The organism is Mycolicibacterium chitae (genome assembly GCF_900637205.1).
In the GTDB taxonomy this organism is placed as follows: Bacteria; Actinomycetota; Actinomycetes; order Mycobacteriales; family Mycobacteriaceae; genus Mycobacterium; species Mycobacterium chitae.
On sequence record NZ_LR134355.1, the window covers coordinates 4,401,402 to 4,424,114 of the forward strand.

Consider the following 22,713-nt stretch of genomic DNA (forward strand, 5'->3'; position numbering starts at 1 on the left):
GCGAAAATCCTCTCATCGGTTGCTGCTGGTCTCGGTCAGGGCCGCGCTGATCAACTCGTGATCGTCGGGGGTCTTCGCCAGCGCGCCCAGGCTGCTGACGAGGGCGTCGGTGTTCTCGGCCACCAGATCCCCGACGCCGAGCGCGGCGAGCGCGGCGACCCAGTCGATGGTCTCGGCCAGACCCGGCGGCTTGTCGAGGTCCAGATCGCGGGCGGCGCCGACGAATTCGGCCGCGCTGGTGATCAGCGCGGCGGTGGCCCCGGGAACGGTGCGCCGCACGATCTCGGCGGCGCGGGCCGGATCGGGGTAGTCGATCCAGTGGTACAGGCAGCGCCGCCGCAGCGCATCGTGCAGATCGCGGCTGCGGTTGGAGGTCAGCACCACCACCGGCGGTCGCTGCGCGACGAACGTACCCAGTTCGGGCACGGTGACGCTGGCCTCGCCGAGGAATTCGAGCAGCAACGCCTCGAATTCGTCGTCGGCGCGGTCGATCTCGTCGATCAGCAACACCGGCGGGGTCGGCCCGGTGTGCCGCACACACTGCAGGATGGGCCGGTCCACCAGGTAGGACTCGGTGTAGAGGTCGGTCTCGGCGATCCCGGCACCGCGGGCCTCCGCGAGCCGGATGGACAGCAGCTGACGCTGATAGTTCCAGTCGTAGAGCGCCTCGGCCGCGGTCAGCCCCTCGTAGCACTGCAGCCGGGTCAGCGGTGCGTCCAGGACCGCGGCCAGGGTCTTGGCGGCGGTGGTCTTCCCCACCCCGGGTTCGCCCTCCAGCAGCAGCGGCCGCCGCAGCGTCGTCGCCAGGTAGCAGGCCGCGGCGGTCCCCTCGTCGAGCAGGTGGTCGTGCGCGTCGAAACGCCGCACCACATCATCGATGTCGGCGAAGGCCCGCGCGGCCGTCATCGGCGTGCCGCGGCGAACGAGTCCCGGCAGCCGGTGCCGCAGAACCAGTAATCCTGTTCGTCGAGACGCAGATGCGGCGTGGCCGCCGCGACGATGACACTCATCCCGCAGACCGGATCGATGACCTCCGCCGCGGCCGCCGGGGCCCCCGCATCGGAGCGGCCTTCGCGCCGGAACACGGCGATCAGCTCGGCCAGGATGGACACGGCGATCTCCGGGGCGGTCCGCGCGCCGATGTCCAGGCCCACCGGCGTGTGCACCCGGGCGCGTTCGTCGTCGCCGACGGCCGCCTCGGCCAGGATCTGCGCACCGCGGACCCGGCTGGCCACCAGGCCCACGTACCCGACGCCGGCATCCAGTGCCGCGCGCAGGATTTCGGCTTCCGGTCCGCCGTGGCTGGCGATCACCACCGCGCTGCCGGCCACGAAATCACCAACGGGGTCGGTCCCCCGCGCCGTGTCGTAGCCCACCGTGGCGCACAGGTCGGCCAGCGCGTCGGCGATCGGCGTCGTCCCGTGGATGCGCACCAGCGGTGCGGGCATCTCCGGAACCAGGAAGATCTCCAGCGCGCCGCCGGACAGGCACGGGTTGACCACGACGGCGGCGCCGGGTGCCTCCGGAAAGTCGACCTCGCCGTCGGGCAGCACCCGCAGCAGCAGCGACTCCCCCACCTCGAGCGCGCCCAGGGCGGCCTTGCGCACCGAGTTCTGCGCGCACTGGCCGCCCACGAAGCCCTCGATGGTGCCGTCGGCCAACAGGATCGCCTCGTCGCCGGGCCGCGCCGAGGCGGGCGGTTGTGCGCGCACCACGGTGGCGTGCACGAACGGTGTCCGTGTCCGCCGCAGTTCCCCGACTCGTTCGGTGCTGATCATGGCCTGCCTCCTGCGCTCTAGATCGGGGGCCGCGCCCGACCCTGCATCGCCTCCCACACCCGCGACGGTGTCAGCGGCATGTCCGCGTGCCGAACCCCGAACGGCGCCAACGCATCGATGACCGCGTTGACCACCGCCGGCGGCGAACCGACGGTCGCGGACTCGCCGATGCCCTTGGCCCCGATGGGGTGGTGCGGCGACGGGGTCACGGTGTGCCCGGTCTCGAAGTGCGGCACCTCCATGGCCGTCGGGATCAGGTAGTCCATCAACGATCCGCCGAGGCAGTTGCCGTCCTCGTCGAAGGCGATCATCTCCATCAGCGCCATGCCGATGCCGTCGACCAGGCCGCCGTGGATCTGGCCCTCGATGATCATCGGGTTGATCCGGGTGCCGCAGTCGTCGACGGCGAGGAAGCGGCGCACCTTGACGACCGCGGTACCGGGATCGATGTCGACGACGCAGAAGTAGGCGCCGTACGGATACGTGAGATTCTCGGGGTTGTAACAGATCTGGGCGTCCAACCCGCCCTCGATGCCGTCGGGCAGATCGCCGGCGCCGTGCGCGCGCATCGCGATGTCGGCGATGCTCACCGCGGCCGACGGATCGCCCTTGACGTGGAAGCTGCCCTTGTCCCACTCCAGGTCGGCGACCGAGGCCTCCAGCATGCCCGAGGCGATGATCTTGGCCTTGTCCCGCACCTTGCGCGCGACCAGGGCGGCGGCCGCCCCGGACACCGGCGTCGACCGACTTCCGTAGGTGCCCAACCCGAACGGGGTCTGATCGGTGTCGCCGTGCACGACGTCGATGTCGTCGGGCGGGATGCCCAGTTCCTCGGCGACGATCTGGGCGAAGGTCGTCTCATGCCCCTGGCCCTGGCTCTGCACCGACAGGCGCACCACGGCCTTGCCGGTGGGGTGCACCCGCAACTCGCAGCCGTCGGCCATGCCCAGGCCCAGGATGTCCATGTCCTTGCGCGGCCCGGCGCCCACGGCCTCGGTGAAGAATGACATGCCGATGCCCATCAGCTCACCGGCCTCGCGGCGGCGGGCCTGCTCCGCGCGCAGGTCGTCGTAGCCGACCATGTCCATGGCCAGCCGCATGGTCTGCTCGTAGTCCCCGGAGTCGTACACCCAGCCGGTCTTGGACGTGTACGGAAACTGTTCGGGCTTCAGCAGATTGCGCAGCCGCAGCGCCGCCGGGTCCATCTTCAGCTCGAAGGCCAGGCAGTCGACCAGCCGCTCGACCAGGTACACCGCCTCGGTGATCCGGAACGAGCAGGCGTAGGCCACCCCGCCGGGCGCCTTGTTGGTGTAGACGGCGGTCATGTGGGCGTAGGCGGCCTCGAGGTCGTAGCTGCCGGTGAACACGCCGAAGAACCCGGCCGGGTACTTCACCGGCGCGGCGGTGCCGTTGAACGCGCCGTGGTCGGCGAGCACGTGCGAGCGGATCGCCAGGATCTTGCCCTCGGCGGTGGCGGCGATCTCGCCGACCATGATGTAGTCGCGCGCGAATCCCGTCGACGTCAGGTTCTCGCTGCGGTCCTCCATCCACTTGACCGGCCGGCCCAACAGCAGCGAGCCGACGATGGCGCACACGTAGCCCGGGTAGATCGGCACCTTGTTGCCGAACCCGCCGCCGATGTCCGGGGAGATGACCCGGATCTTGTGCTCGGGCAGCCCGGCGACGAGCGCGTAGAGGGTGCGGTGCGCGTGCGGGGCCTGCGTGGTGGACCACAGCGTGAGCTTGCCGCTGACCGGGTCCAGATCGGCCACGGCGCCACAGGTTTCCATCGGTGCGGGGTGCACCCGCGGGTACACCATCTCCTGCTTGACCACCACGTCGGCGCGGGCGAACACCGCCTCGGTGGCCGCCGCGTCGCCGGTCTCCCAGTCGAAGCAGTGGTTGTCGGTCTTGCCGTCGAGATCGGTGCGGATCACCGGGGCCTCGGGATCCAGTGCGCGCCGGGCGTCGATCACCGGGTCCAGCGGTTCGTAGTCGACGTCGATGAGTTCCAACGCATCCCGCGCGGAGTAGTGGTCCTCGGCGACGACGAAGGCCACCTCCTGGCCCTGGAACCGCACCTTGTCGGTGGCCAGCACGGCCTGCACGTCGTTGGACAGCGTCGGCATCCAGGCCAGGCCCTTCTCGGCCAGCGCGGCGCCGGTCACCACGGCCTTGACCTTCGGATGCGCCTGGGCCGCGGAAACATCGATGCTGTTGATCCGCGCGTGCGCATACGGGGAGCGCAGGATGGCCAGGTGCAGCATCTTCGGCAGGGTCACGTCGTCGACATAGGTGCCGCGGCCGCGGATGAAGCGCGGATCCTCCTTGCGCAGCATCCGTCCGTAACCGCAGGGTTTCTGGTTGTTGTCGGCGGTGTCCTCGGGCCGGGTCTCGATGGTGGTCATGCTTGGCTCCCGGCTTCGAGCAGGGGTTCGGCGGCGTCCCCGCCGAGGGTTTCCTCGGTCTGCACGTCCGCACCGAAATCGCCCCGCTGACTCGACGCAGCCCACTGGATCGACCGCACGATGGTGGTGTAGCCGGTACATCGGCAGATCTGACCCGAAATCGCCTCCCGGATCTCGTCTTCGGCCGGATCCGGGTTGCGGTCGAGCAGGGCGCGGGCGGTGATCATCATGCCCGGGGTGCAGAAGCCGCACTGCAACCCGTGGCAGGCCATGAAGCCCTCCTGCACGGGATCGAGCCGGCCGTCGACCTCGAGGCCCTCGACGGTGCGCACGCTGTGGCCGGCGGCCATCGCGGCCAGCATCGTGCACGACTTCACCGGGTCGCCGTCGACCTCCACCACGCAGGTGCCGCAGTTGGAGGTGTCACACCCCCAGTGCGTGCCGGTCAGCCCGAGGGTGTCGCGCAGGAAATGCACCAGCAGCGTGCGGGGCTCGACCTCCGCGCTGACCTGCTCGCCGTTGACCGTCATGGTGACCTGCATGGTTCAAACCCCCTGCCGCTGGTTGCCGGTGCGCGCACGCTCGACCGAACGGCGCAGTGTTCGGATGGTCAACTCCCCGGCGAGGTGGCGCTTGTAGTCGACGCTGCCGCGCATGTCGCCCACCGGGTCGCAGGCCTGGGCGGCTGCCGAGCCGGCCTCGGCGAAGGTCGCCTCGGTGGCGGGCTTGCCGGTCAGGGCGTCGGCGAGCGAACGCAGCGCCGCCGCGTCGGCGTTCACCGCGGTCAGTCCCACCCGGGCCGCCGCGATGGTCTCGCCGTCCAGGCTCACCTGAGCGCCGGCGGCGGTCACCGCCCAATCCCCCACCCGGCGTTCGACTTTCGCGTACGCGCTGGAGGTGTGCTCGCGCACCGGGATGCGCACCTCCAGCAGGATCTCGTTGTGCGCCAACGCCGTCTCGTAGGGGCCCTGCAGGAAGTCGTCGATCCCGATCTCGCGCACCCCGCCCGGGCCGCGGGCCACGCAGACCGCGCCGAGCACCGCGCACACCGTGGTCAGATCCTCGGCCGGGTCGGCCTGACACAGCGAGCCGCCGACGGTGCCGCGGTTGCGTACCACCGGGTCGGCGATCACCCGCTCGGCGTCGCGGAAGATCGGTAGCACCGCCGCCAGCGGTTCGGATTCCAGCACGTCGCGGTGCCGAGTCATGGCACCGATGCGGACCGCCCCGGGATCCCCGAATTCGAGGTAGCCGAGTTCGTCGGCGAGGTCGTTGATATCGACCAGATACTCGGGGTTGGCGATCCGCAGCTTCATCATCGGCAGCAGGCTGTGCCCGCCCGCGACGATCATCGCGTCCTCGCCCAACCGGTCGAGCAGACCGACGGCCTGATCGACGCTGGTGGCGCGTTCGTATTCGAATGGGCCGGGCACCTGCATGTGACACCCCTCACACTCACCGTGGGAGTCTTAGTGTCGGCAATACCGACGACGGCGTCAATAGCCGGTTAAGCGAACCCTGAATAAGGTCGCTGATCAGGCGTGATGAATCTCGCCGTGGATGGGGCCCGCGGTCTCGGCCAGTGGCCGTCCGCCGCCGCCCCAGCGCCGCGCGATGATTTCGGCCGCGATCGACACCGCGGTCTCCTCGGGGGTACGGCCGCCGAGATCCAGGCCGATCGGGCTGGCCAGCCGGGCCAGTTCAGCCCCCGTCAGGCCGGCCTCGGTCAGCCGCGCCAGCCGGTCCTCATGGGTGCGCCGCGACCCCATCGCCCCCACGTAGGCCACCTCGTCGAGGCGCAGCGCGACCTCGAGCAGCGGCACGTCGAACTTCGGGTCGTGGGTGAGCACGCAGATGACGGTGCGCGAGTCGATGGCGCCGGCGGCGACCTCGGCGGCCAGATAGCGGTGCGGCCAGTCGACGATCACCTCGTCGGCGGTCGGGAAGCGCGCGGGCGTGGCGAACACCTCCCGGGCGTCGCACACCGTGACCCGGTAGCCCAGGAAGGACCCCTGGGCCGCGACGGCGGCCGCGAAGTCGATGGCCCCGAACACCAGCATTCGCGGCCGCGGTGCGTAACTGGCGACGAACACCTCCATACCCTCGCCGCGGCGCTGCCCGTCGGGGCCGTAGGTGAGCACCTCGCTGCGGCCCGCCGCCAGCAGGCCGCGCACATCGTCGGTGACCGCGGCATCGGCGCGCGCCGAATCCAGCGATCCGTGCACCTCCTCGGGCCGCACCACCAGCCGGCCACCGACCCGCGCCGGGTCCGGATGGGCGATGACGGTGGCCAGCGCCACCGGCCGGTGCGCGTCGATATCGTCGGCCACGGCGGCCAGCTGGTCAAAGTTGTTCTGCGACACCGGCTCGACGAAGATATCCAGGATGCCGCCGCAGGTCAGTCCGACCTCGAAGGCGTCGTCGTCGCTGACCCCGTAGCGCTGCAGGACCGGGACGCCCGTAGCGATCACCTCGGTCGCGAGCTCGTAGACCGCGCCCTCGACGCAGCCCCCGGAGACCGATCCGCTGACCGTCCCGTCGGGCGCCACCACCATGGCCGCGCCCGCCGGCCGGGGCGCGGAACGGAAGGTGCGCACCACCGTCCCCAGCCCGGCGGTCGCCCCGGACCGCCAGACCGCTAAGAGGTCGCTCAGCACATCTCGCACGTGCCCAGGTTAGGACACGTCTAGTCTGCAGGCGTGACACCGGCTCAGCTTCGGGCATTTTCGGCGGTCGTACGCCTCGGTTCGGTGCGCGCCGCCGCCGAAGAACTCGAGGTCTCCGACGCCGGGGTGTCCATGCACGTCGCGCAGCTGCGCAAGGAGCTCGACGACAAGCTGTTCGTGCGGACCGCCGCGGGGCTGGCGTTCACCCCCGGCGGGCTCCGGTTGGCCGCCCGCGCCGTGGAGATCCTGGGCCTGCAGCAGCAGACCGCCGCCGAGGTCACCGAGGCGGCGCACGGTCGGCGGCTGTTGCGCATCGCGGCCTCGAGCGCCTTCGCCGAGCACGCCGCGCCCGGCCTGATCGAGCTGTTCTCCTCGCGCGCCGACGATCTGTCCGTGGAGCTCAGCGTGCATCCGGCGCGGCAGTTCCGCTACTTGGTGGAGTCGCGCGCGGTCGACGTCGCGCTGGGTCCGGTCGTCGAGGCCCCGGGCGAAAGCCTCGCGGTGCGGCCGTTCCTGAAGTACCAGCTGATCGCCGTCACCGCCCCGGGCTCCCCGCTGACCAGCGCGGCCGTGACCCCGGGGTTGCTGCGCGAGCAGACCTGGATGCTGGGCCCGTCGGCCGGCCCGGACGGTGAAATCGCGCGGATATTGCGCGAATTGGAGATCCCGGAGTCCCGGCAGCGGATCTTCCAGAGCGACACCGCCGCGCTCGAGGAGGTCCGGCAGGGCACCGGCGTGACCCTGGCGATCGGCTTCGCGGTGGCCAAGGATCTCGATGCCGGCCACCTGGTCCGCGTGGACGGGCCGGGCCTGCGGCACGCCGGCGAGTGGTCGGCCACCACGCTGCTGCCGAATGCGCGGCAGCCCGCGGTCTCCGAGCTCGTCCGCTTCATCACCACCCCGCGCTGCACCCAGGCGATGATCCGCGGCACCGGGGTCGGGGTCACCCGGTTCCGACCGAAAGTCCATGTGACGCTGTGGAGTTAGGCCGATCCGCTCTTGAGCCGGCCGGAGAGTTCGTGCGCCCGCTCCAGTAACAGCGTGCCCAGCTCGCGGTGCCGCTCGGGCCGGAAGCGGGTCTCGACGCCGGTCAAGCTCAGCGCCCAGGCCGGCCGGGCGCTGCGGTCGAACACCGCCGCCCCCATGCCCCAGCTGCCCTCGACGATCAGCGCGGGATTGACGGCGTAACCGGTGGTTCGAGTGGACGCCAGCCGCGCGCGCACCGCCTCCTCGGAATGTGTCGGGCCCCAGTCCGATTCGAGCTGGACCCGGCGGAAGTAGTCGTCGATCTCGCGGTCCGGCAGGTGGCTGAGGATGGCCAGGCCCGCCGAGGCGACGCCCAGCGGAAACCGGATGCCGACGTGCAGCACGTGCGAGCGCACCGGAAAGCTGCCCTCTTCGCTGAACACACAGACGGTTTCGTCGCCGCGCCGCGCGGACAGGAACGCGCTCTCACCGGTCTCGCGCGCCAGTCCGATGACGATGTCGCGGGCCTGCTCGATGATGTCGTAGCGGTCGGCCGCACCCGCGCCCAGCAGATACAGCTCGGGCCCCAGCGACCAGCGCCCGGTCGCGGTGTCCCGATCGATCAGGCCCTCCTCGGCCAGCGCGCCCAGCAACCGGTGCGCCGTGGGCCGGGCCAGCCCGGCCGTCCGAGCCAACTCGGTGGTGGACGCGCCGACCGGTTCGGTGGTCCCGACCGCCCGCAGCAGGGCACCGACGCGGGCGACCACCTGGGAGGACTGCACCCGCGGTGTCACACCGCGAAGTCTAGCGTCCACAGAGTGAACGCACGAGTTGCGCCCGAATCAGTCCGCGAACACTTGTCCCGGGTTATGCGGTTGGGGTTGATCCCGATGGCCACGGGACTGTTCACTGGACGGGACGTCCACGGTGTTTGCAGAGTGGACATGCATCCGACGAACGGTTGAGGAGAATCACGCGATGACTTCGAAGGTGTACGCGTCGGCAGCCGACGCGGTCGCCGACATCACCGACGGCGCGCACCTGGCGGTGGGCGGCTTCGGACTGTGCGGCATCCCGGACCAACTCATCGCGGCGGTCGCCGAACTGCCCGCCACCGGCCTGGAGGTGTACTCCAACAACTGCGGTGTCGACGGCCTGGGCCTGGGCGTGCTGCTGGAGTTGGGCAAGGTCCGCCGCGTCACCGCCTCCTACGTGGGCGAGAACAAGGAGTTCGCCCGGCAGTACCTGGCCGGTGAACTCGAGGTCGAACTGACCCCGCAGGGCACCCTGGCCGAGCGGCTGCGGGCCGGCGGCGCGGGCATCCCCGCCTTCTACACCCCGGCCGGCGTGGGCAGCCCGGTCTCCGACGGCGGTCTGCCGTGGCGCTACGCCGCCGACGGCTCGGTCGCGGTGGCCTCCCCGCCCAAGGAAGTCCGGGAATTCAACGGCAAGCTGTACGTCCTCGAGGAATCCATCAACGCCGACTTCGCCCTGGTACACGCCAAGCGCGCGGACACGCTGGGCAACCTGGTGTTCAACAAGACCGCGATGAACTTCAACCCGCTGGCGGCGATGGCCGGCAAGATCACCATCGTCCAGGTCGAGGAGCTCGTCGAACCCGGCGAGATCGACCCCGGCGCAGTGCATTTGGCCGGTGTGTTCGTGCAGCGCATCGTCCACACCGGACCGCAGGACAAGAAGATCGAGAAGCGCACCGTTCGCGAAGAGAAGGCGTAACTGAGATGACCACAGCCCCCACCGCCACCGGCTGGTCCCGCAACGAGATGGCCGCGCGGGCCGCCAAGGAAATGATCGACGGCGAGTACGTGAACCTCGGGATCGGTCTGCCGACCCTGATCCCCGGCTACCTGTCCGGTGACGTCCGCGTCACGCTGCACTCCGAGAACGGCATCCTGGGCACCGGGCCCTATCCCGCCGACGACGCGGTGGACCCCGACCTGATCAACGCGGGCAAGGAGACCGTCACCGTCAATGACGGTGCGGCCTACTTCGATTCGTCGCTGTCGTTCGGCATGATCCGCGGCGGGCACATCGACGCCGCGGTGCTCGGCGGCATGGAGGTCGCCAAGAACGGCGACCTGGCCAACTGGATGGTGCCCGGCAAGATGGTCAAGGGCATGGGCGGCGCCATGGACCTGGTGCACGGCGCGGGCCGGGTCATCGTGCTGATGGAGCACACCGACAAGGCCGGCAACCCCAAGATCGTCAACGTGTGCAGCCTGCCGCTGACCGGTCAGGCCGTCGTCGACCGGATCATCACCAACCTCGGCGTCATCGACGTCGTCGGCGACGGGACGCTGAAGCTGCGCGAACTCGCCCCCGGCGTCACGGTCGAGGACATCGTCGCGGCCACCGAGGCCGAACTCACCGTCGACCTGGACTAGGGCGTGTCTGACAAAGGTTTCGGGTGTTATGCCGGAGGCTTGAGGTATGTCGCGGTTTCAGCTGCTTACCGATGTTCAGTGGTCGTTGATCGAGGATCTGCTTCCTGCACGTACGGGTAAGCGGGGCAGACCCTTTCAGGATGCGCGTTCGATGGTGGAAGGCATCATCTATCGGTATCGGTGCGGGATCGCCTGGCGCGACGTGCCGGAGGTGTTCGGGCCGTGGCAGTCGATCTGGACCTGGCATCGACGAATGAGTGCCGACGGCACCTGGGACATGGTGCTGGCTCGGTTGCTGGCCGCCGCCGACGAGGCCGGGATCATCGACTGGGCGGTGTCGGTGGATTCCACGATCGCCCGCGCTCACCAACATGCCACGAACATCACCCGTGACACAGGGGGCTGGGTCGAATTACACAAATCTGGCGAGCGAGCCGCCTGACCACGGCATTGGTCGCTCGCGCGGCGGGCTGACCAGCAAGATCCATCACCTCGTCGACGGCCACGGACGACCGTTGGTGGTGCTCGTGAGCGCCGGCCAGGCAGGCGACGGACCAGTCCTGGAGCATTTGCTCGCCCACCTCAAAGTTGAGCGCTGCGGGCCTGGCCGGCCCCGCACCCGGCCCGATCGCCTGCGCGGAGATAAGGCCTATTCCAGCCGAGCGACCCGGCAGCGGCTGCGCCGACGAGGGATCGTCGCCGTCATTCCCGAACCGTCCGATCAGATCGGCCACCGAAAACGTCGAGGCACCCACGGCGGCCGACCGCCAGCATTCGACGCCGAGGACTACAAGGGCCGCAACGTTGTTGAACGAGGATTCAGCGTCACCAAGCAGTGGCGTGGTCTGGCCACCCGCTACGACAAACTCGCCATCGTCTACCGGGGCGCAGCAGTCCTACGGGCCATCACACTCTGGCTACCGCATTTATCAGACACGGCCTAGTCCGGCGCGTCGCCCAGGGTGTGAGCGGCCTCCATCAGCATCCAGCCGGACAGCTGCACGGACAGGTCGCGCTCCGGCGCGGCCGAGGCGTTGACCGCGCCCGCCACGAACTGGGCCTGCTCGCCCTCGGCGGCCACGGCCGCCGGGATGACCGCGGCGCGGTCCCAGAACGGGCCGAACAGCGGTAGGCCGTCGACGGTCTGGCGGTGGTCCCACGCCGAGCGGGCCGAGGACAGCACGATCTTGCGCGCCGTCTCGCGCGCGGTGACGGTCTCGGCGTCGTCGCCGGGCAGGGTGTTGGCGGCCTCGGCGAGATAGCGCGCGGTGATGCCGAAGAACAGCCCGCCGTCGCCGCCGCCGGCGCCCTTGAGCACCCCCTCGGGGGCCATGTGTTCGGCGATCGCGCCGATCAGCCGGGCCGCGCGCTGCCCGTGCCGCTGTTCGCCGGTGCGCACCGCCAGTTCGGTCTCGAGACCGACGACCACGCCCTGGCAGTAGGTGTACTGTGCGCGCACCAGCGACCCGGCCTTGATGCCGTCGAAGATCAGCAGGGTCTCCGGGTCCAGCAGCGTCTCCTCGATCCAGTCGGCCATCTGCTGGGCGCGGCGCAGCCGATCGCCGTAGCGCGCCAGGAAGATTCCCGCCGGGCCGTTGGCCGGGGCGTTGAAGAACTGGTCCTGCTTGCGCCACGGGATGCCGCCGCCGTCCTCGGGCACCCAGGCGTTGACCAACTGGGTGGCCAGCTTGGTCAGCGGGCCGGGTTTGACCACCCCGGCGAAGCGTCCCGCGCGCTCGAGCGCCAGCGCCAACCAGGCCATGTCGTCGTAGTAGTTGTTGACCCAGCCGGTGTTCCGGATCCACTGCCCCCGGATCTGGCGGGTGATCCGCTCCACGCGCTCGGGTTGCGGATCACGGATCTCGGCGTCGATCAGACAGTCCAGCAGATGGGCCTGCCACCAGTAGTGCCAGGTCTTGAACCGCTTGTCGCTGCCGGTGGGCGGCCAGGCCACGACGCCGAGTTGGGTTTTCGGCAGCCCCCAGAGCTTCTTGAGGTGGCGCGCGGTGATGGCGGCCTCGGCCGAGGCCGCGCGGTTGGCCCATACCTGATCCATGAAAGTTCATCCTGCCTTACCAGGCGTGGTTGAGGTCCCCCCACTGCGTGATCCAGCGGTGCATGGCGATGCCGGCCGCCACCGAGGCGTTGATGCTGCGCGTCGAGCCGAACTGAGCAATCGACACCACCGTGGCCGCACCCGCGGCGGTCTCCGGGGTGATGCCCGGGCCCTCCTGACCGAACACCAGCAGGCACTCGCGGGGCAGTTCGGTGTGTTCGAGGCGGACCGCGCCGGGCACGTTGTCGACGGCGACGACGGTCAGACCCGCCGCCGCGGCGAAGTCGAGCAATTCGGCGGTCGTGTCGTGGTGGCGCAGCCGCTGATAGCGGTCGGTGACCATGGCCCCGCGCCGGTTCCACCGCCGCCGCCCGACGATGTGGACGGTGTCGACGGCGAAGGCGTTCGCGGTGCGGACCACCCCGCCGATGTTGGCGTCGTTGCCGAAGTTCTCGATCGCGATGTGCAGCGGGTGCCGACGCCGGTCGATGTCGGCGATGATCGCCTCGCGGGTCCAGTACCGGTACGGGTCGACGACGTTGCGAGTGTCACCGTCGCGCAACAACTCCGGGTCGTAGCGCGGGTCCTCGGGCAGCTCGCCCGGCCACGGGCCGACCCCGGTGGGCGAGGCTCCCCACTCCGTCGGGCCGGGTTCGTCGGCCTCGGAGCTCACCGCCGGTCCCGCTCGTCGTCGAGCCAGACGGCGGCGTGCGTGCCGACCACCGAAACCGTCGCGTACAGCAGCGCCTCGTTGATCTCCCCCTGGGTGCACAGCGAAGCCTCCAGCTGCACCGAATCGTAGGAGGCGTCGGGCAGCACCAGCACCGATGCGCCGTAGGTCGAGCAGGCGGGGCTCAGCCCGGGCGGCGGCAGCGACGGGGCCGCGAGCACCATCATCGGGCCGCCGCGCGCCTCGGAGTCGTCGCGGTAGCGCTGCCCCACGGCCTGGGCCCGCAGGCCCAGCAGCATGTAGCCGCTGCCCTCGAAAGCCGTCGGGTCGCCCAGTGCCGCTGGGGTGAGCCGCTGACCGTCGGCGCGCCACGCCTCCACGCTGGTGCTGGACAGCTCCAATCCGGAGTCGCTGGCGTTGGTCGGCGGCAACCCCACCGGGTAGGCCGCGGGATAGGCGACGACGGTGCCGGGGATCCGCTCGGCCGGCGAATACGCGTACACCCCGCGGACCTGGGACTGGTCGCGGATGGGGCCCAGGCACACGGTGCCGGAGAGCCGGTCGGGCTCCGGGGTCGCCAGCGGCGTGAAATCGGAGCCGACGACGCGCTGACAGCTGCCCAGTCCGGTCGCCTCGATCGGGTGCAGCAGGCCGCCGTACAGGCCGAAGCGGATGTCCTTCGGCTCGATGTGTTTGCCGTCGGGGTCGGCGACCGCCGCGTCGACGTCGACGAGCACGTGGTCGGCGACGAAGCGCAGGTTGGCCACGGAGATGTTCCAACCCAACACGGACTGCGCGGTGCCCAGGGCGGCGGTGTCGGCGCCGTAGGTGTGGGCGGCCTCGGCGCCGCGACCGCAGGAGGCCAGAAAGAGAGCCACCACAACGACCGCGATGGCTCGTAGGGTGTCCACAGGTGGCTCCAGCACGTCGATCAGGGCCTCGAAACCCGCCGAGGCGTACCTGGGCACTGTAGACGGCGGCCCTCGGCACGCCGCTTTCGCCCGCCGATCGGGCATTCCTAGCAAATTTTTGTGAAGTTGCCGTGCGAACCGTGCGACCGCGCGCCGCGGGCACGGTTCGAACCCGACGACGGCCACCGTGGCGATCGTCGGCGGGTTTCCAGTCGGCCTCCTTCTTCTCTGTGCCGACCGACCGCTCGCGCCCGGGCGGTTCGCCGGCCCGGTAGCCTCCGGGGCGCAGCCGCGCCCCTGGGCCCCAAAATTGACGCGCGCGTGAAGGCTCCGCAAATAGCCGCCACCCGGTTCCGAATTGCCGAATCGCCGCCTTTTTTACCGCGATTTCACCATCGAATCACTACCCTCGCTAACCAATTGCTGTCATATATATGTACGCGATCTGCGTGAACCCCCGGTCATGCGTCTGATCAGCAAGAATGCCCGGGCACGCGGGACCGTTCGCGAGATAATTGGTCGTATTTATTTACCGGGTCGGGGTACTCGCAAAGTAGAACTCAGCCCAGCACGAGTTCCGTGCCGGACTGACCAACAGATAGGAAAGCAGTGAACCCTCAGCAGTCCGAATTGTTCACGTCCTCGGTTCGTCTCGACGCCGGCGCACGCTGGTGGGATCCCGACACGGAGTGCACACTCCTGCTCGCCCGCCCCGCCGACGAACCGGAACTCTGGCAGGAATACCTCGCCGGAGCCGATTACAGCTACCGGAAACACGGCGTCGAATGCGCACTCGACATCGACTCGATCCGCGACGGCAGCGACACCGTTCTCTTCTTTGTAGCTATCGACGGCAACGATCGGATCGTCGCCGGTGTGCGGGCCAAGGGGCCGCTGGTCGACGCCGACGACTCGCACGCCGTCGTCGAGTGGGCCGGCCAGCCCGGATTGGCCGCGGTCCGCAAGATGATCGACGACCGCGCGCCGTTCGGGATCCTGGAGATGAAGTCCGCCTGGGTCACCGACGAGCCGGGCCACGCGCGGGCCCTGACCCGCGCCATCGCCCGGTCCGGGTTCCACGCCATGGCCGTGATGGACATCCAGTTCTGCATGGCCACCGCGGCGGCCTACGTGCTGGACCGGTGGAAGTCCTCGGGCGGCGTGGTGGCCTCGCACATCCCCGCGACGCCGTATCCCGACGAGCGCTACGCGACCACGATGATGTGGTGGGACCGCAGCACCTTCGCCAACCACGCCGAGCCCGACCAGGTGGCGAAGATCCTGCGCGAGACGGCCATGCTCCGGCGCCACAGCGTCAGCCAGGGGGCCTCGGCATGACAGCGGTGCTCCACCCCCGGACGGCCGCCCCGGCGCCGGACGCCGACACCCCGATCGACCAACTGCCGGAGGCGCCGCGCAACCCGCTGCCCTACCGGCAGCGGCTCGCGGCGGTGAAGTCCTACCACACCGGGACCGAACTGCTGCGCGACGTGGGCGGCCCGGTCACCCGCATCGTGTTGGCACCCCGGTGGCTGATGTCGCCGATCGTGCTGGCCACCTCGCCGCGGGCGATCCGGGACGTGCTCGGCGTGCGCGACGGCACCGTCGACAAGATGTCGCCGGTGTTCGCCGAGCTGCGCGCGATCCTCGGGGAGAACCTCGTCAACCTGCCGCACGACCGGTGGCTGCCGCGCCGGCGGACCATCCAGCCGGTCTTCACCAAGCAGCGGATCGCCCAGCTCGGCGGCCACGCCACCGCGGCGGCGGCCTCCGTGGTGGGCGGCTGGGGCGACGGCGACCGGATCGACCTGAGTGCCCAAGCCCGCGCGTTGACCATGCGGGCGCTGGGCAAGTCGGTGTTCGGCATCGACCTCGAGGACCGGACCGAGCTCATCGAGGAGCACCTGCAGACCGCGCTGACCTATGCGGTGCGTCGGGCGTTGCGGCCGGTCCGGTCGCCCGCCTGGTTGCCGACGCCCCGACGGCGCCGCGCCCTGCGGGCCAGCGCCGAGTTGCGTGCCCTGGCCAACGACATCCTGCAGCAGTGTCGCGCCCAGCCGGAGCGCGAGGCCCCGCTGGTGCAGGCGTTGATCGCGGCGACCGACCCGGTCACCGGCCGGGCCCTGACCGACAAGGAGATCTGCGACGAGCTGATCATCTTCCTGTTCGCCGGTCACGACACCGTCGCCACCACGCTGACCTACACCCTGTGGCAGCTGGGGCGGCATCCGCAGATCCAGCAGCGGGTGGCCGACGAGGTCCGCGGCCTCGGGGCGCATCCGCTCACCGGCGCCGATCTGACCGGCCTGGGCTACACCCATCAGGTGGTCAAGGAGGCGCTGCGGCTGTGCCCGCCGGCCCCGACCGGCACCCGCACCGCGACGCGGGACCTGAACGTCGGTGGCTACCGGGTGCCGGCCGGCACCACGCTGGCCTTCGGCCGGATGGCCGTCCAGCGCGATCCGCGGCTGTGGGACGACCCGCTGGCCTTCGACCCGGACCGCTTCGCGCCGGGGCGGGCCGCCGGACGCGATCGTTGGCAGTACCTGCCCTTCGGCGGGGGGCCGCGCTCGTGCATCGGCGACCACTTCGCGATGATGGAGGCCACGCTGGCCGTGGCAACGTTGATCCGGGAGGTCGAGATCGAGTCGCTGGAGCAATCCTTTCCGCTCGCAGTCCATTTCACGCTGGTCGCCGACGGCCCGATCCCGGCGCGGGTGAGCAGGCGCCGATGAGCAACCCCGACCCCACCCGCTGGCGGGCGGTCATCCTCGACGAAGCGCTCGCCGACGACCGGGACACCCTGGCCGGGCTGCGCGCGGACCCGGCCCTGGAGTTCCTCGACCATCGGGCGGCGCAACTCGCCGAGCTGCGCGAGTTGCGCCCGCCCGCCGGGGCGGACCTGCTCGGTGAGACGCCCCGGTGGGTGTACTACCCGTGGCGGCGGACGGTGGTGGCGCTGCTGGGGCCGGCGGGCTTTCGCCGGCTCCGGTTGGACCGCAACCGGAACCTGATCACCGCCGAGGAGCAGCGACGCCTGGGCCGGCTCCGGGTCGCGGTGGCCGGCCTGAGCGTCGGCCATGTCATCGCCCATACCCTTGCCGCCCAGGGGCTTTGCGGTGAGCTGCGGCTGGCCGACTTCGACGTGCTGGAGCTGTCGAACCTCAACCGGGTCCCCGCCGGCGTGCTGGACCTCGGCGTGAACAAGGCGGTGTCCGCGGCGCGGCGCATCGCCGAACTCGATCCCTACCTGCCCGTCACGGTGCTGCGCGACGGCGTCACCGCCGACACCGTCGACGACTTCGTCGCCGACACCGACGTGGTGATCGAGGAATGCGATTCGCTCGACATCAAGGCCGTGGTCCGGGAAGTGGCGCGGCGGCACCGGGTTCCGGTGCTGATGGCCACCAGTGACCGCGGGCTGGTCGACGTCGAACGCTTCGACGTCGAACCGGACCGGCCGATCCTGCACGGGCTGCTGGGGGCCGTCGACGCCGACGCGCTGGCGGGGATGTCGGCGCGCGACAAGATCCCGCACATGCTCGGCCATCTCGACGTCCCCCGCGCCTCGGCCCGGGCCGCGGCGTCGATGGTGGAGGTGGGCCGGACGTTGACCACCTGGCCGCAACTGGCCGCCGACGTGGTGCTGGGTGCGACGACGATCGCCGAGGCGGTGCGACGATTGGGGCTCGGGGAGCCGCTGCCGTCGGGGCGCACCCGGGTCGACGTCGGCGCCGCGCTCGACGCGCTGGCCGAACCGCCCGCACCGCCCGAGCCCGTCGAGACCGCCGCACCGGATAGCGCCGCGGCGCCGGCCGGGGCGGCCGAGCGCATCGCGGCGGCCGCCAACCGGGCCCCCTCGGGCGGCAACGCGCAGCCCTGGCGCATTGTGGCCGAACCGGATTCGGTGTCGGTGCGCCTGGACACCGGCTACCGCGCCACCATCGACGTCGCGCATCGCGGCGGGGCGGTCGCCGTCGGCGCCGCGGTGTTCAACGCGCGGGTGGCCGCGGCGGCGCAGCGGCTGCTGGGACCGCTGCGCTGGCACCAGGATTCGCAGGTTCCGCTGGCCGCGACGCTGCGCCTGGCACCCGGCGAGGACGCCGAGTTGGCCGGGCTCTACGACGCGATGTGGCACCGCGAGACCAACCGCAACCGGGGCACTCCCGGTCAGTTGGACCCCGGGACCGTCGGCGCGTTGGAAGCCGCGGCGCTCGGTGAGGGCGCCCGGCTGCGGGTCGTCACCGCCGGCGCCGAGCTCGACACGCTGATCGACATCCTGGCGGAGACCGACCGCATCCGCTATCTGACGCCGCAGCTGCATCGGGAGATGATCAGCGAATTGCGCTGGCCCACGGACCCGGAACCGGACTCCGGAATCGAGGTCGGGCTGCTCGGGCTCGACGACAGCGACCTGGCCGTCCTGGAGGTGTTGCGCCGCTCCGACGTCATGGCGCACCTGGCCGACTGGGACGCCGGATCCGCGCTGGGCGACGAGGTCGGCGAGCGGCTCCGGGTCAGCTCCGGCGTGGGCGTGGTGTGGGTCGAGGGGCGCACGCTGCTCGACTACGCCCGCGGCGGTCAGGGCGCCGAGGCGGTGTGGGTGGCGGCGGCCGCGCGAGGCCTTGCGGTGCAACCGATCTCACCGGTGTTCCTGCACGCCCACGACGAGCCCGAACTGCGGGAGGTCTCGGCCCGCTACGCGCCGCAACTGCAGGAGCTCTCCGAGCGGTTCCGCCGCGTGGTCGACGTACCCGGCGATGCCGGCCTGATCCTGTTGCTGCGCTTCGCCGAAGCGCCGCCCACCACGGGGCGCAGCCGGCGCCGGGCGCTGGCCAGGCAGCGGGGGTAACGATGGCCCGGAGCCTCGACGTGGTGGTGACCTCGGTGGCCACCCGGCTGATGGCGGTCGAAGCGGCCAACGCCGTCGCCGTCATCCAGCCGATCCTGGCGGATCTGGTGGAGCACTTCCACGTCGACGTGAGCTTCCTGCGCAGCAACGACCACGACCTCAAGGCGTCCATCCTGGTCGCCGAGTGGCCGGTGCGGCCGGTGGTCCCGGACCCTGACCCGTTGAAGGTGATCTACTTCGCCGACGCCGATCCGGTGTTCGCGATCTCCGAGCACGGCAAGAAGCCGCAGGTGTTCCGGCCCGAGCCGGCCACCGGCGAGTACCAGCAGACCATCGAGGGCGGCGGCGGCGTTCCGCACAGCTCCATGGCGGCGGCGCCGCTGGTCTCCGGCGACGTCACCACCGGGGTGCTGGGTTTCGTCAAATTCGGTGATCGCGAATGGAGTTCGGCCGAACTCAACGCGCTGGAGGCCATCGGTTCGCTGTTCGCTCAGGTCCAGGCCCGGATCAAGGCCGAGGATCAACTGCGCTACCTGGCCGAGCACGACGACCTGACCGGGGTGTACAACCGCCGCGCGCTGGTCGCCCACCTCGAGGACCGACTGGCCGCGGGCCGCCCCGGGCCGGTGGCGGTGCTGTTCCTGGATCTCGACCGGCTCAAGGCCGTCAACGACTACCTCGGGCACACCGCCGGCGACGAGTTCATCCGCGTCTCGGCGCAGCGGCTGCGGGAGGAGACCGCCTCGGCGGACTGCCTGATCGCGCGTCTCGGCGGCGACGAATTCGTGGTGGTACCCAGGACGGCGTGCAGCGCCGCCGAGGCCGAGGTGCTGGCCGACCGACTGCACGCCGCGCTGAGCGAACGCGTCGCCGTGGACGGCGAGATGCTGGCCCGGACGGTCAGTGTCGGTGTGGCCGTAGGCGATCCGGGGCGGCACTCGGTCTCGGACCTGCTGCGCCGCGCCGATCAGGCGGTGCTGGAGGCCAAGGACACCGGCGGCAACGCGGTTCGCGTCTTCACCGAGAACATGGCGATGCGCACGGCACTGCGCAACGACGTCGAACTGCACCTGCAGAGTGTCATCGAGAGCGACGCGCTGGTGCTGCACTACCTGCCCGAGGTCGACATGCGCACCGGGGAGGTGCTGGCCGCCGAAGCGTTGGTGCGCTGGCAGCACCCGACCCGGGGGTTGCTGTTCCCGGATTCGTTCATCGGGGTGGCCGAATCCATCAACCTGGCCGGCGAATTGGGCCGCTGGGTGCTGCGCCGCGCCTGCACCGAGTTCAGCGACTGGCGCGCGCGCGGCGTGGGTCCCGACGCCGTGCTGCGGGTGAACGTCTCCCCGGTGCAGCTGGTTGCCGACGGGTTCGCCGACCGGGTCGCGGAGATCCTCGACGAGTTCGGCCTCTCGGGGGACTCGGTGTGCCTCGAGATCACCGAGTCCCTGGTGGTGCAGGACATCGACGCGGCCCGCGTGACCCTGGCGGCCCTCAAGGAGGTCGGCGTCCAGATCGCCATCGACGACTTCGGCACCGGCTACAGCGTGTTGTCGCATCTGAAGTCGCTGCCCGTGGACACCCTCAAGATCGACCGCAGCTTTGTCCGCGACCTCGGTTCCAGCGCCGGCGACCTGGCCATCGTGCGCGCCATCATCGCGCTCGCCGAGGCGTTCGGGCTCGGCCTGGTGGCCGAGGGGGTGGAGACGGTCGCCGCCGCCCAGACCCTGGCCGCGCACCGCTGCTACCGGGCCCAGGGCTATCTGCTGTCGGTGCCGCTCGAGGGCATGGCGATGGAAAGACTACTGGCCCAGGGCCATATCGAGTTGCCGTTCAGCACGGCAGAACCGCTACCGCGGTAGCGAATCGTCCCGCACCAACAACTCCAACCGCCCGAACCGGCTGGCCGCCCGCGTCACGAACGCCATCTCGGCGCCGTCGCCGATCGGCGGCCAGGACAGCACGGCGTCGTCGCGCAGGGCGAGGACCACGGTGTGGCGCGCGCGGACCAACTCGACCCCGACATCCGTCGTCAGCGCGACGCCGGACACGCGGCCGTCGTCGAACACCAGATGCGCGAGATTCTCGACGGGCACCAGCGGCACATCCTGTTCGCGCGCCCGCTCGGCCACCCAGTCGGCCACCGTGCCGGACTCCGATAGCCGGTCCACGACCCCGACCGACACGGTGGTCCGGTTCGGGTCGGCGACCGCCGTCGACAGCACGCCGCCGCCGGCGGGCAGGCACTGAGCGGCCCAGGTCCGCAGTGCGGCACCGTCGAAAGACACTGCCCCCTTGGCGAATTCCTCGCGGTGCGGCACGGGACCCTCGACGCGGCGCAGCGGCAGGACGTCGGCCTCGAACTCGGCGGGCACGATGCCCTCGACCACAATGTCGTCGGTGACGGTGTCGTCGACCACAATGTCGTCGGTGACCTGGCGCAGGTACTCGGCGGTCGGCTCGTCGTGGACCGCGGCGGGCGCGGCCCGCAGCACCGTCAGGCCGAGTCGGACCGCGGCCAGCGCGGCCGCCGTGGCCGCCACGCCCATACCGACACACACGACGTCGACGGTGTCGTCCCAGTCGATGCCCTCGAATTCGTCCTGCGGTTCGGGTTCCGGGGGCCTGCGGCGGCGGTGCTTGTCAGCCATCGGCAAGCCCGAGATCGTCCAGGCCGAGCACGCTGCGGTACGGCAGCCCCTCGGCCTCGATGATCTCGGCGGCACCCGTGGCGCGATCGACGACGGTGGCCACCCCGACCACCTCGCCGCCCTTTTCCCGGACGGCCCGCACGGCGGTCAACGGGGAGGCGCCGGTGGTGCTGGTGTCCTCGACGACCAGCACGCGCTGCCCCTCGACGTCGAAGCCCTCGATGAGGCGCTGCATGCCATGGGTTTTCGCGGACTTGCGCACCACGAACGCGTCCACCGGCCGGCCCTCGGCGTGCATGACGGCGGTGGCCACCGGGTCGGCACCCAGGGTCAGCCCGCCGACGGCGGCGTAGTCCCAGTCGGCGGTGAGTTCGCGCATCAGCGAGCCGATCAGGCGCGAGGCCCGGTGTTGCAGCGTGGCCCGGCGCAGATCGACGTAGTAGTCGGACTCCTTGCCCGAGGACAGCACGACGCGGCCGCGGACAACGGAGAGTTGGCGGACCAGGGCGGCCAATTCGGCGCGGTCGGTCGCCGTGAGTTCAGGGGTGAGCGGCACGGATTATCGGGCTATCGCTGGAAGTGGGGAGCTTGCCTGACATTGCGCGGCGGCGCCGGACGGCGGGCCGGCTGGGCCGGGGCCGGGGGTCGGGCCGGCGGCGCCTCGGCGCGCACGGGCGCGGCCAGCGGCCGGCCGGGGGCCGCGTTGCGCCGGGGCGCGGCGATGGCGCGCTGCGCGGTCGGCGGCAGCACCCGCAACAGGTCGTTGAACTGCCGGACGGTGCGCAACCCCTCGTCCCACTGGGCCCGGGTGCTCGAGATCGGCATGGAGACCAGCGTCCAGTTCTCCTCGTTCCACATGATCTCGGCGCAGTCCGGGGCGGTGTGGGCGAAGGTCACCATGCGGCGGTCACACGCGCGCCGCGCGGCGTCCAGGTTGGTCGAATAGACCATCCGGGGCCCGATGGCGCCGAGCAGCCAGATATCGCTCTCGCGGGGCTCCTTGATGCCCTTGAGCCGCAGGTCCATCACGACGCTCGTGCCGACCTTGCGGTGCAGCGCGATGACGGTGGACACGTCGTCGAGATCGAAGATGAAGACGGCTTCACCACGGATTTGGCCGAGCACCACGTTGCGGGCGGTGACATCACCGACGGTGGACATCACCCCGCGCTTCCAGCGGTGGAGCACATCGGTGGACTCGGGTTCGTAGTCGAAGCCGTGCGAACGCGCCCAGGACTTCCGACGACGACCGAGCCCACGACGCCGATCGTTGTCGACGTACAGCAGCACCGCCGCACCCGTGAAACAGAGTGCGGACAGCGTGAACCAGAGCGGGACCATTACACCTAGCCT

The 22,713-nt window shown here is 70.7% G+C and carries 21 protein-coding genes; 8 read left to right on the forward strand and 13 right to left on the reverse strand.

What is annotated here, in order from left to right; genetic code table 11:
* Positions 1-12: 12 nt before the first annotated feature.
* The 6 genes from EL338_RS21160 to EL338_RS21185 all read right to left on the reverse strand — a co-directional run bounded on the left by EL338_RS21160 (position 13) and on the right by EL338_RS21185 (position 6,852).
* Positions 13-906: an AAA family ATPase gene (locus tag EL338_RS21160; RefSeq protein WP_126335537.1), complete on the reverse strand. Its 894-nt coding sequence runs from the start codon at positions 904-906 to the stop codon at positions 13-15.
* Positions 903-1,778 (reverse strand): XdhC family protein, encoded by an 876-nt coding sequence (locus tag EL338_RS21165; protein WP_126335538.1) that lies wholly within the window; start codon positions 1,776-1,778, stop codon positions 903-905. Before EL338_RS21165 ends, EL338_RS21160 begins: the two co-directional genes overlap by 4 nt.
* Before the next feature lie 17 nt (positions 1,779-1,795).
* Complete coding sequence (locus EL338_RS21170; protein ID WP_126335539.1) at positions 1,796-4,186, reverse strand: aerobic carbon-monoxide dehydrogenase large subunit; 2,391 nt, start codon at positions 4,184-4,186, stop codon at positions 1,796-1,798.
* Positions 4,183-4,728, reverse strand: a complete 546-nt coding sequence (locus EL338_RS21175) for a (2Fe-2S)-binding protein (protein WP_126335540.1) — start codon at positions 4,726-4,728, stop codon at positions 4,183-4,185. Before EL338_RS21175 ends, EL338_RS21170 begins: the two co-directional genes overlap by 4 nt.
* 3 nt (positions 4,729-4,731) lie before the next feature.
* Entirely contained in the window at positions 4,732-5,625 is an 894-nt protein-coding gene (locus EL338_RS21180; RefSeq protein ID WP_126335541.1) for an FAD binding domain-containing protein, read from the reverse strand.
* Positions 5,626-5,721: 96 nt separating this feature from the next.
* Entirely contained in the window at positions 5,722-6,852 is a 1,131-nt protein-coding gene (locus tag EL338_RS21185) for an XdhC family protein (RefSeq protein WP_126335542.1), read from the reverse strand.
* 33 nt (positions 6,853-6,885) lie between these two features.
* Between EL338_RS21185 and EL338_RS21190 the strand changes: the two genes are divergently transcribed.
* Entirely contained in the window at positions 6,886-7,839 is a 954-nt protein-coding gene (locus EL338_RS21190) for a LysR family transcriptional regulator (protein WP_126335543.1), read from the forward strand.
* Here EL338_RS21190 and EL338_RS21195 read toward each other — a convergent pair.
* On the reverse strand, positions 7,836-8,612 hold the full coding sequence (locus tag EL338_RS21195) for an IclR family transcriptional regulator (RefSeq protein WP_179967116.1): 777 nt from the start codon (positions 8,610-8,612) through the stop codon (positions 7,836-7,838). The two genes, EL338_RS21190 and EL338_RS21195, sit on opposite strands and share 4 nt — an antisense overlap.
* Positions 8,613-8,796: 184 nt before the next feature.
* Between EL338_RS21195 and EL338_RS21200 the strand changes: the two genes are divergently transcribed.
* The 3 genes from EL338_RS21200 to EL338_RS21210 all read left to right on the forward strand — a co-directional run bounded on the left by EL338_RS21200 (position 8,797) and on the right by EL338_RS21210 (position 11,167).
* Entirely contained in the window at positions 8,797-9,555 is a 759-nt protein-coding gene (locus EL338_RS21200) for a CoA transferase subunit A (protein WP_126335544.1), read from the forward strand.
* 5 nt (positions 9,556-9,560) lie between these two features.
* Positions 9,561-10,223 (forward strand): 3-oxoacid CoA-transferase subunit B, encoded by a 663-nt coding sequence (locus EL338_RS21205; RefSeq protein ID WP_126335545.1) that lies wholly within the window; start codon positions 9,561-9,563, stop codon positions 10,221-10,223.
* A gap of 46 nt (positions 10,224-10,269) precedes the next feature.
* A protein-coding gene (locus EL338_RS21210) for an IS5 family transposase (protein WP_410431126.1) occupies positions 10,270-11,167 on the forward strand; the annotation gives its coding sequence in 2 pieces (ribosomal slippage) (positions 10,270-10,616 and positions 10,615-11,167; 900 coding nt in all).
* On the opposite strand, the gene EL338_RS21215 is transcribed toward EL338_RS21210, so the two are convergent.
* The 3 genes from EL338_RS21215 to EL338_RS21225 are packed head-to-tail and all read right to left on the reverse strand — an operon-like array spanning position 11,164 to position 13,860.
* Positions 11,164-12,279, reverse strand: coding sequence for a glycoside hydrolase family 76 protein (locus EL338_RS21215; RefSeq protein ID WP_126335546.1), 1,116 nt, complete (start codon positions 12,277-12,279; stop codon positions 11,164-11,166). The genes EL338_RS21210 and EL338_RS21215 overlap by 4 nt on opposite strands.
* A gap of 16 nt (positions 12,280-12,295) precedes the next feature.
* Positions 12,296-12,952, reverse strand: coding sequence for a TrmH family RNA methyltransferase (locus EL338_RS21220; RefSeq protein WP_126335547.1), 657 nt, complete (start codon positions 12,950-12,952; stop codon positions 12,296-12,298).
* Positions 12,949-13,860, reverse strand: a complete 912-nt coding sequence (locus tag EL338_RS21225) for a hypothetical protein (protein WP_126337009.1) — start codon at positions 13,858-13,860, stop codon at positions 12,949-12,951. The genes EL338_RS21220 and EL338_RS21225 overlap by 4 nt, the downstream gene beginning before the upstream one ends.
* Before the next feature lie 609 nt (positions 13,861-14,469).
* Here EL338_RS21225 and EL338_RS21230 point away from each other — a divergent pair.
* From EL338_RS21230 to EL338_RS21245, 4 genes are read left to right on the forward strand one after another with little or no spacing between them, the layout of a single operon-like run.
* Positions 14,470-15,198 carry a hypothetical protein gene (locus EL338_RS21230; protein ID WP_179967117.1) on the forward strand — a complete coding sequence of 243 codons (729 nt, stop codon included), beginning with the start codon at positions 14,470-14,472 and terminating at the stop codon, positions 15,196-15,198.
* Complete coding sequence (locus EL338_RS21235; RefSeq protein WP_126335548.1) at positions 15,195-16,595, forward strand: cytochrome P450; 1,401 nt, start codon at positions 15,195-15,197, stop codon at positions 16,593-16,595. The genes EL338_RS21230 and EL338_RS21235 overlap by 4 nt, the downstream gene beginning before the upstream one ends.
* On the forward strand, positions 16,592-18,712 hold the full coding sequence (locus EL338_RS21240) for an Rv1355c family protein (RefSeq protein ID WP_126335549.1): 2,121 nt from the start codon (positions 16,592-16,594) through the stop codon (positions 18,710-18,712). Before EL338_RS21235 ends, EL338_RS21240 begins: the two co-directional genes overlap by 4 nt.
* Positions 18,713-18,714: 2 nt before the next feature.
* Positions 18,715-20,571, forward strand: coding sequence for a putative bifunctional diguanylate cyclase/phosphodiesterase (locus EL338_RS21245; RefSeq protein ID WP_126335550.1), 1,857 nt, complete (start codon positions 18,715-18,717; stop codon positions 20,569-20,571).
* On the opposite strand, the gene EL338_RS21250 is transcribed toward EL338_RS21245, so the two are convergent.
* Genes EL338_RS21250 through ttfA form a run of 3 tightly spaced genes read right to left on the reverse strand, consistent with a single transcriptional unit; the run spans position 20,560 to position 22,701 of the window.
* Positions 20,560-21,360: a hypothetical protein gene (locus EL338_RS21250; RefSeq protein ID WP_126335551.1), complete on the reverse strand. Its 801-nt coding sequence runs from the start codon at positions 21,358-21,360 to the stop codon at positions 20,560-20,562. The genes EL338_RS21245 and EL338_RS21250 overlap by 12 nt on opposite strands.
* Positions 21,353-21,916, reverse strand: coding sequence for an orotate phosphoribosyltransferase (gene pyrE / locus EL338_RS21255; protein ID WP_126335552.1), 564 nt, complete (start codon positions 21,914-21,916; stop codon positions 21,353-21,355). The genes EL338_RS21250 and pyrE overlap by 8 nt, the downstream gene beginning before the upstream one ends.
* An 11-nt stretch (positions 21,917-21,927) precedes the next feature.
* The gene (ttfA, locus tag EL338_RS21260) at positions 21,928-22,701 is read right to left on the reverse strand and encodes a trehalose monomycolate transport factor TtfA (RefSeq protein WP_126335553.1); all 774 of its coding nucleotides are present in this window, start codon (positions 22,699-22,701) and stop codon (positions 21,928-21,930) included.
* Positions 22,702-22,713 lie beyond the last annotated feature (12 nt).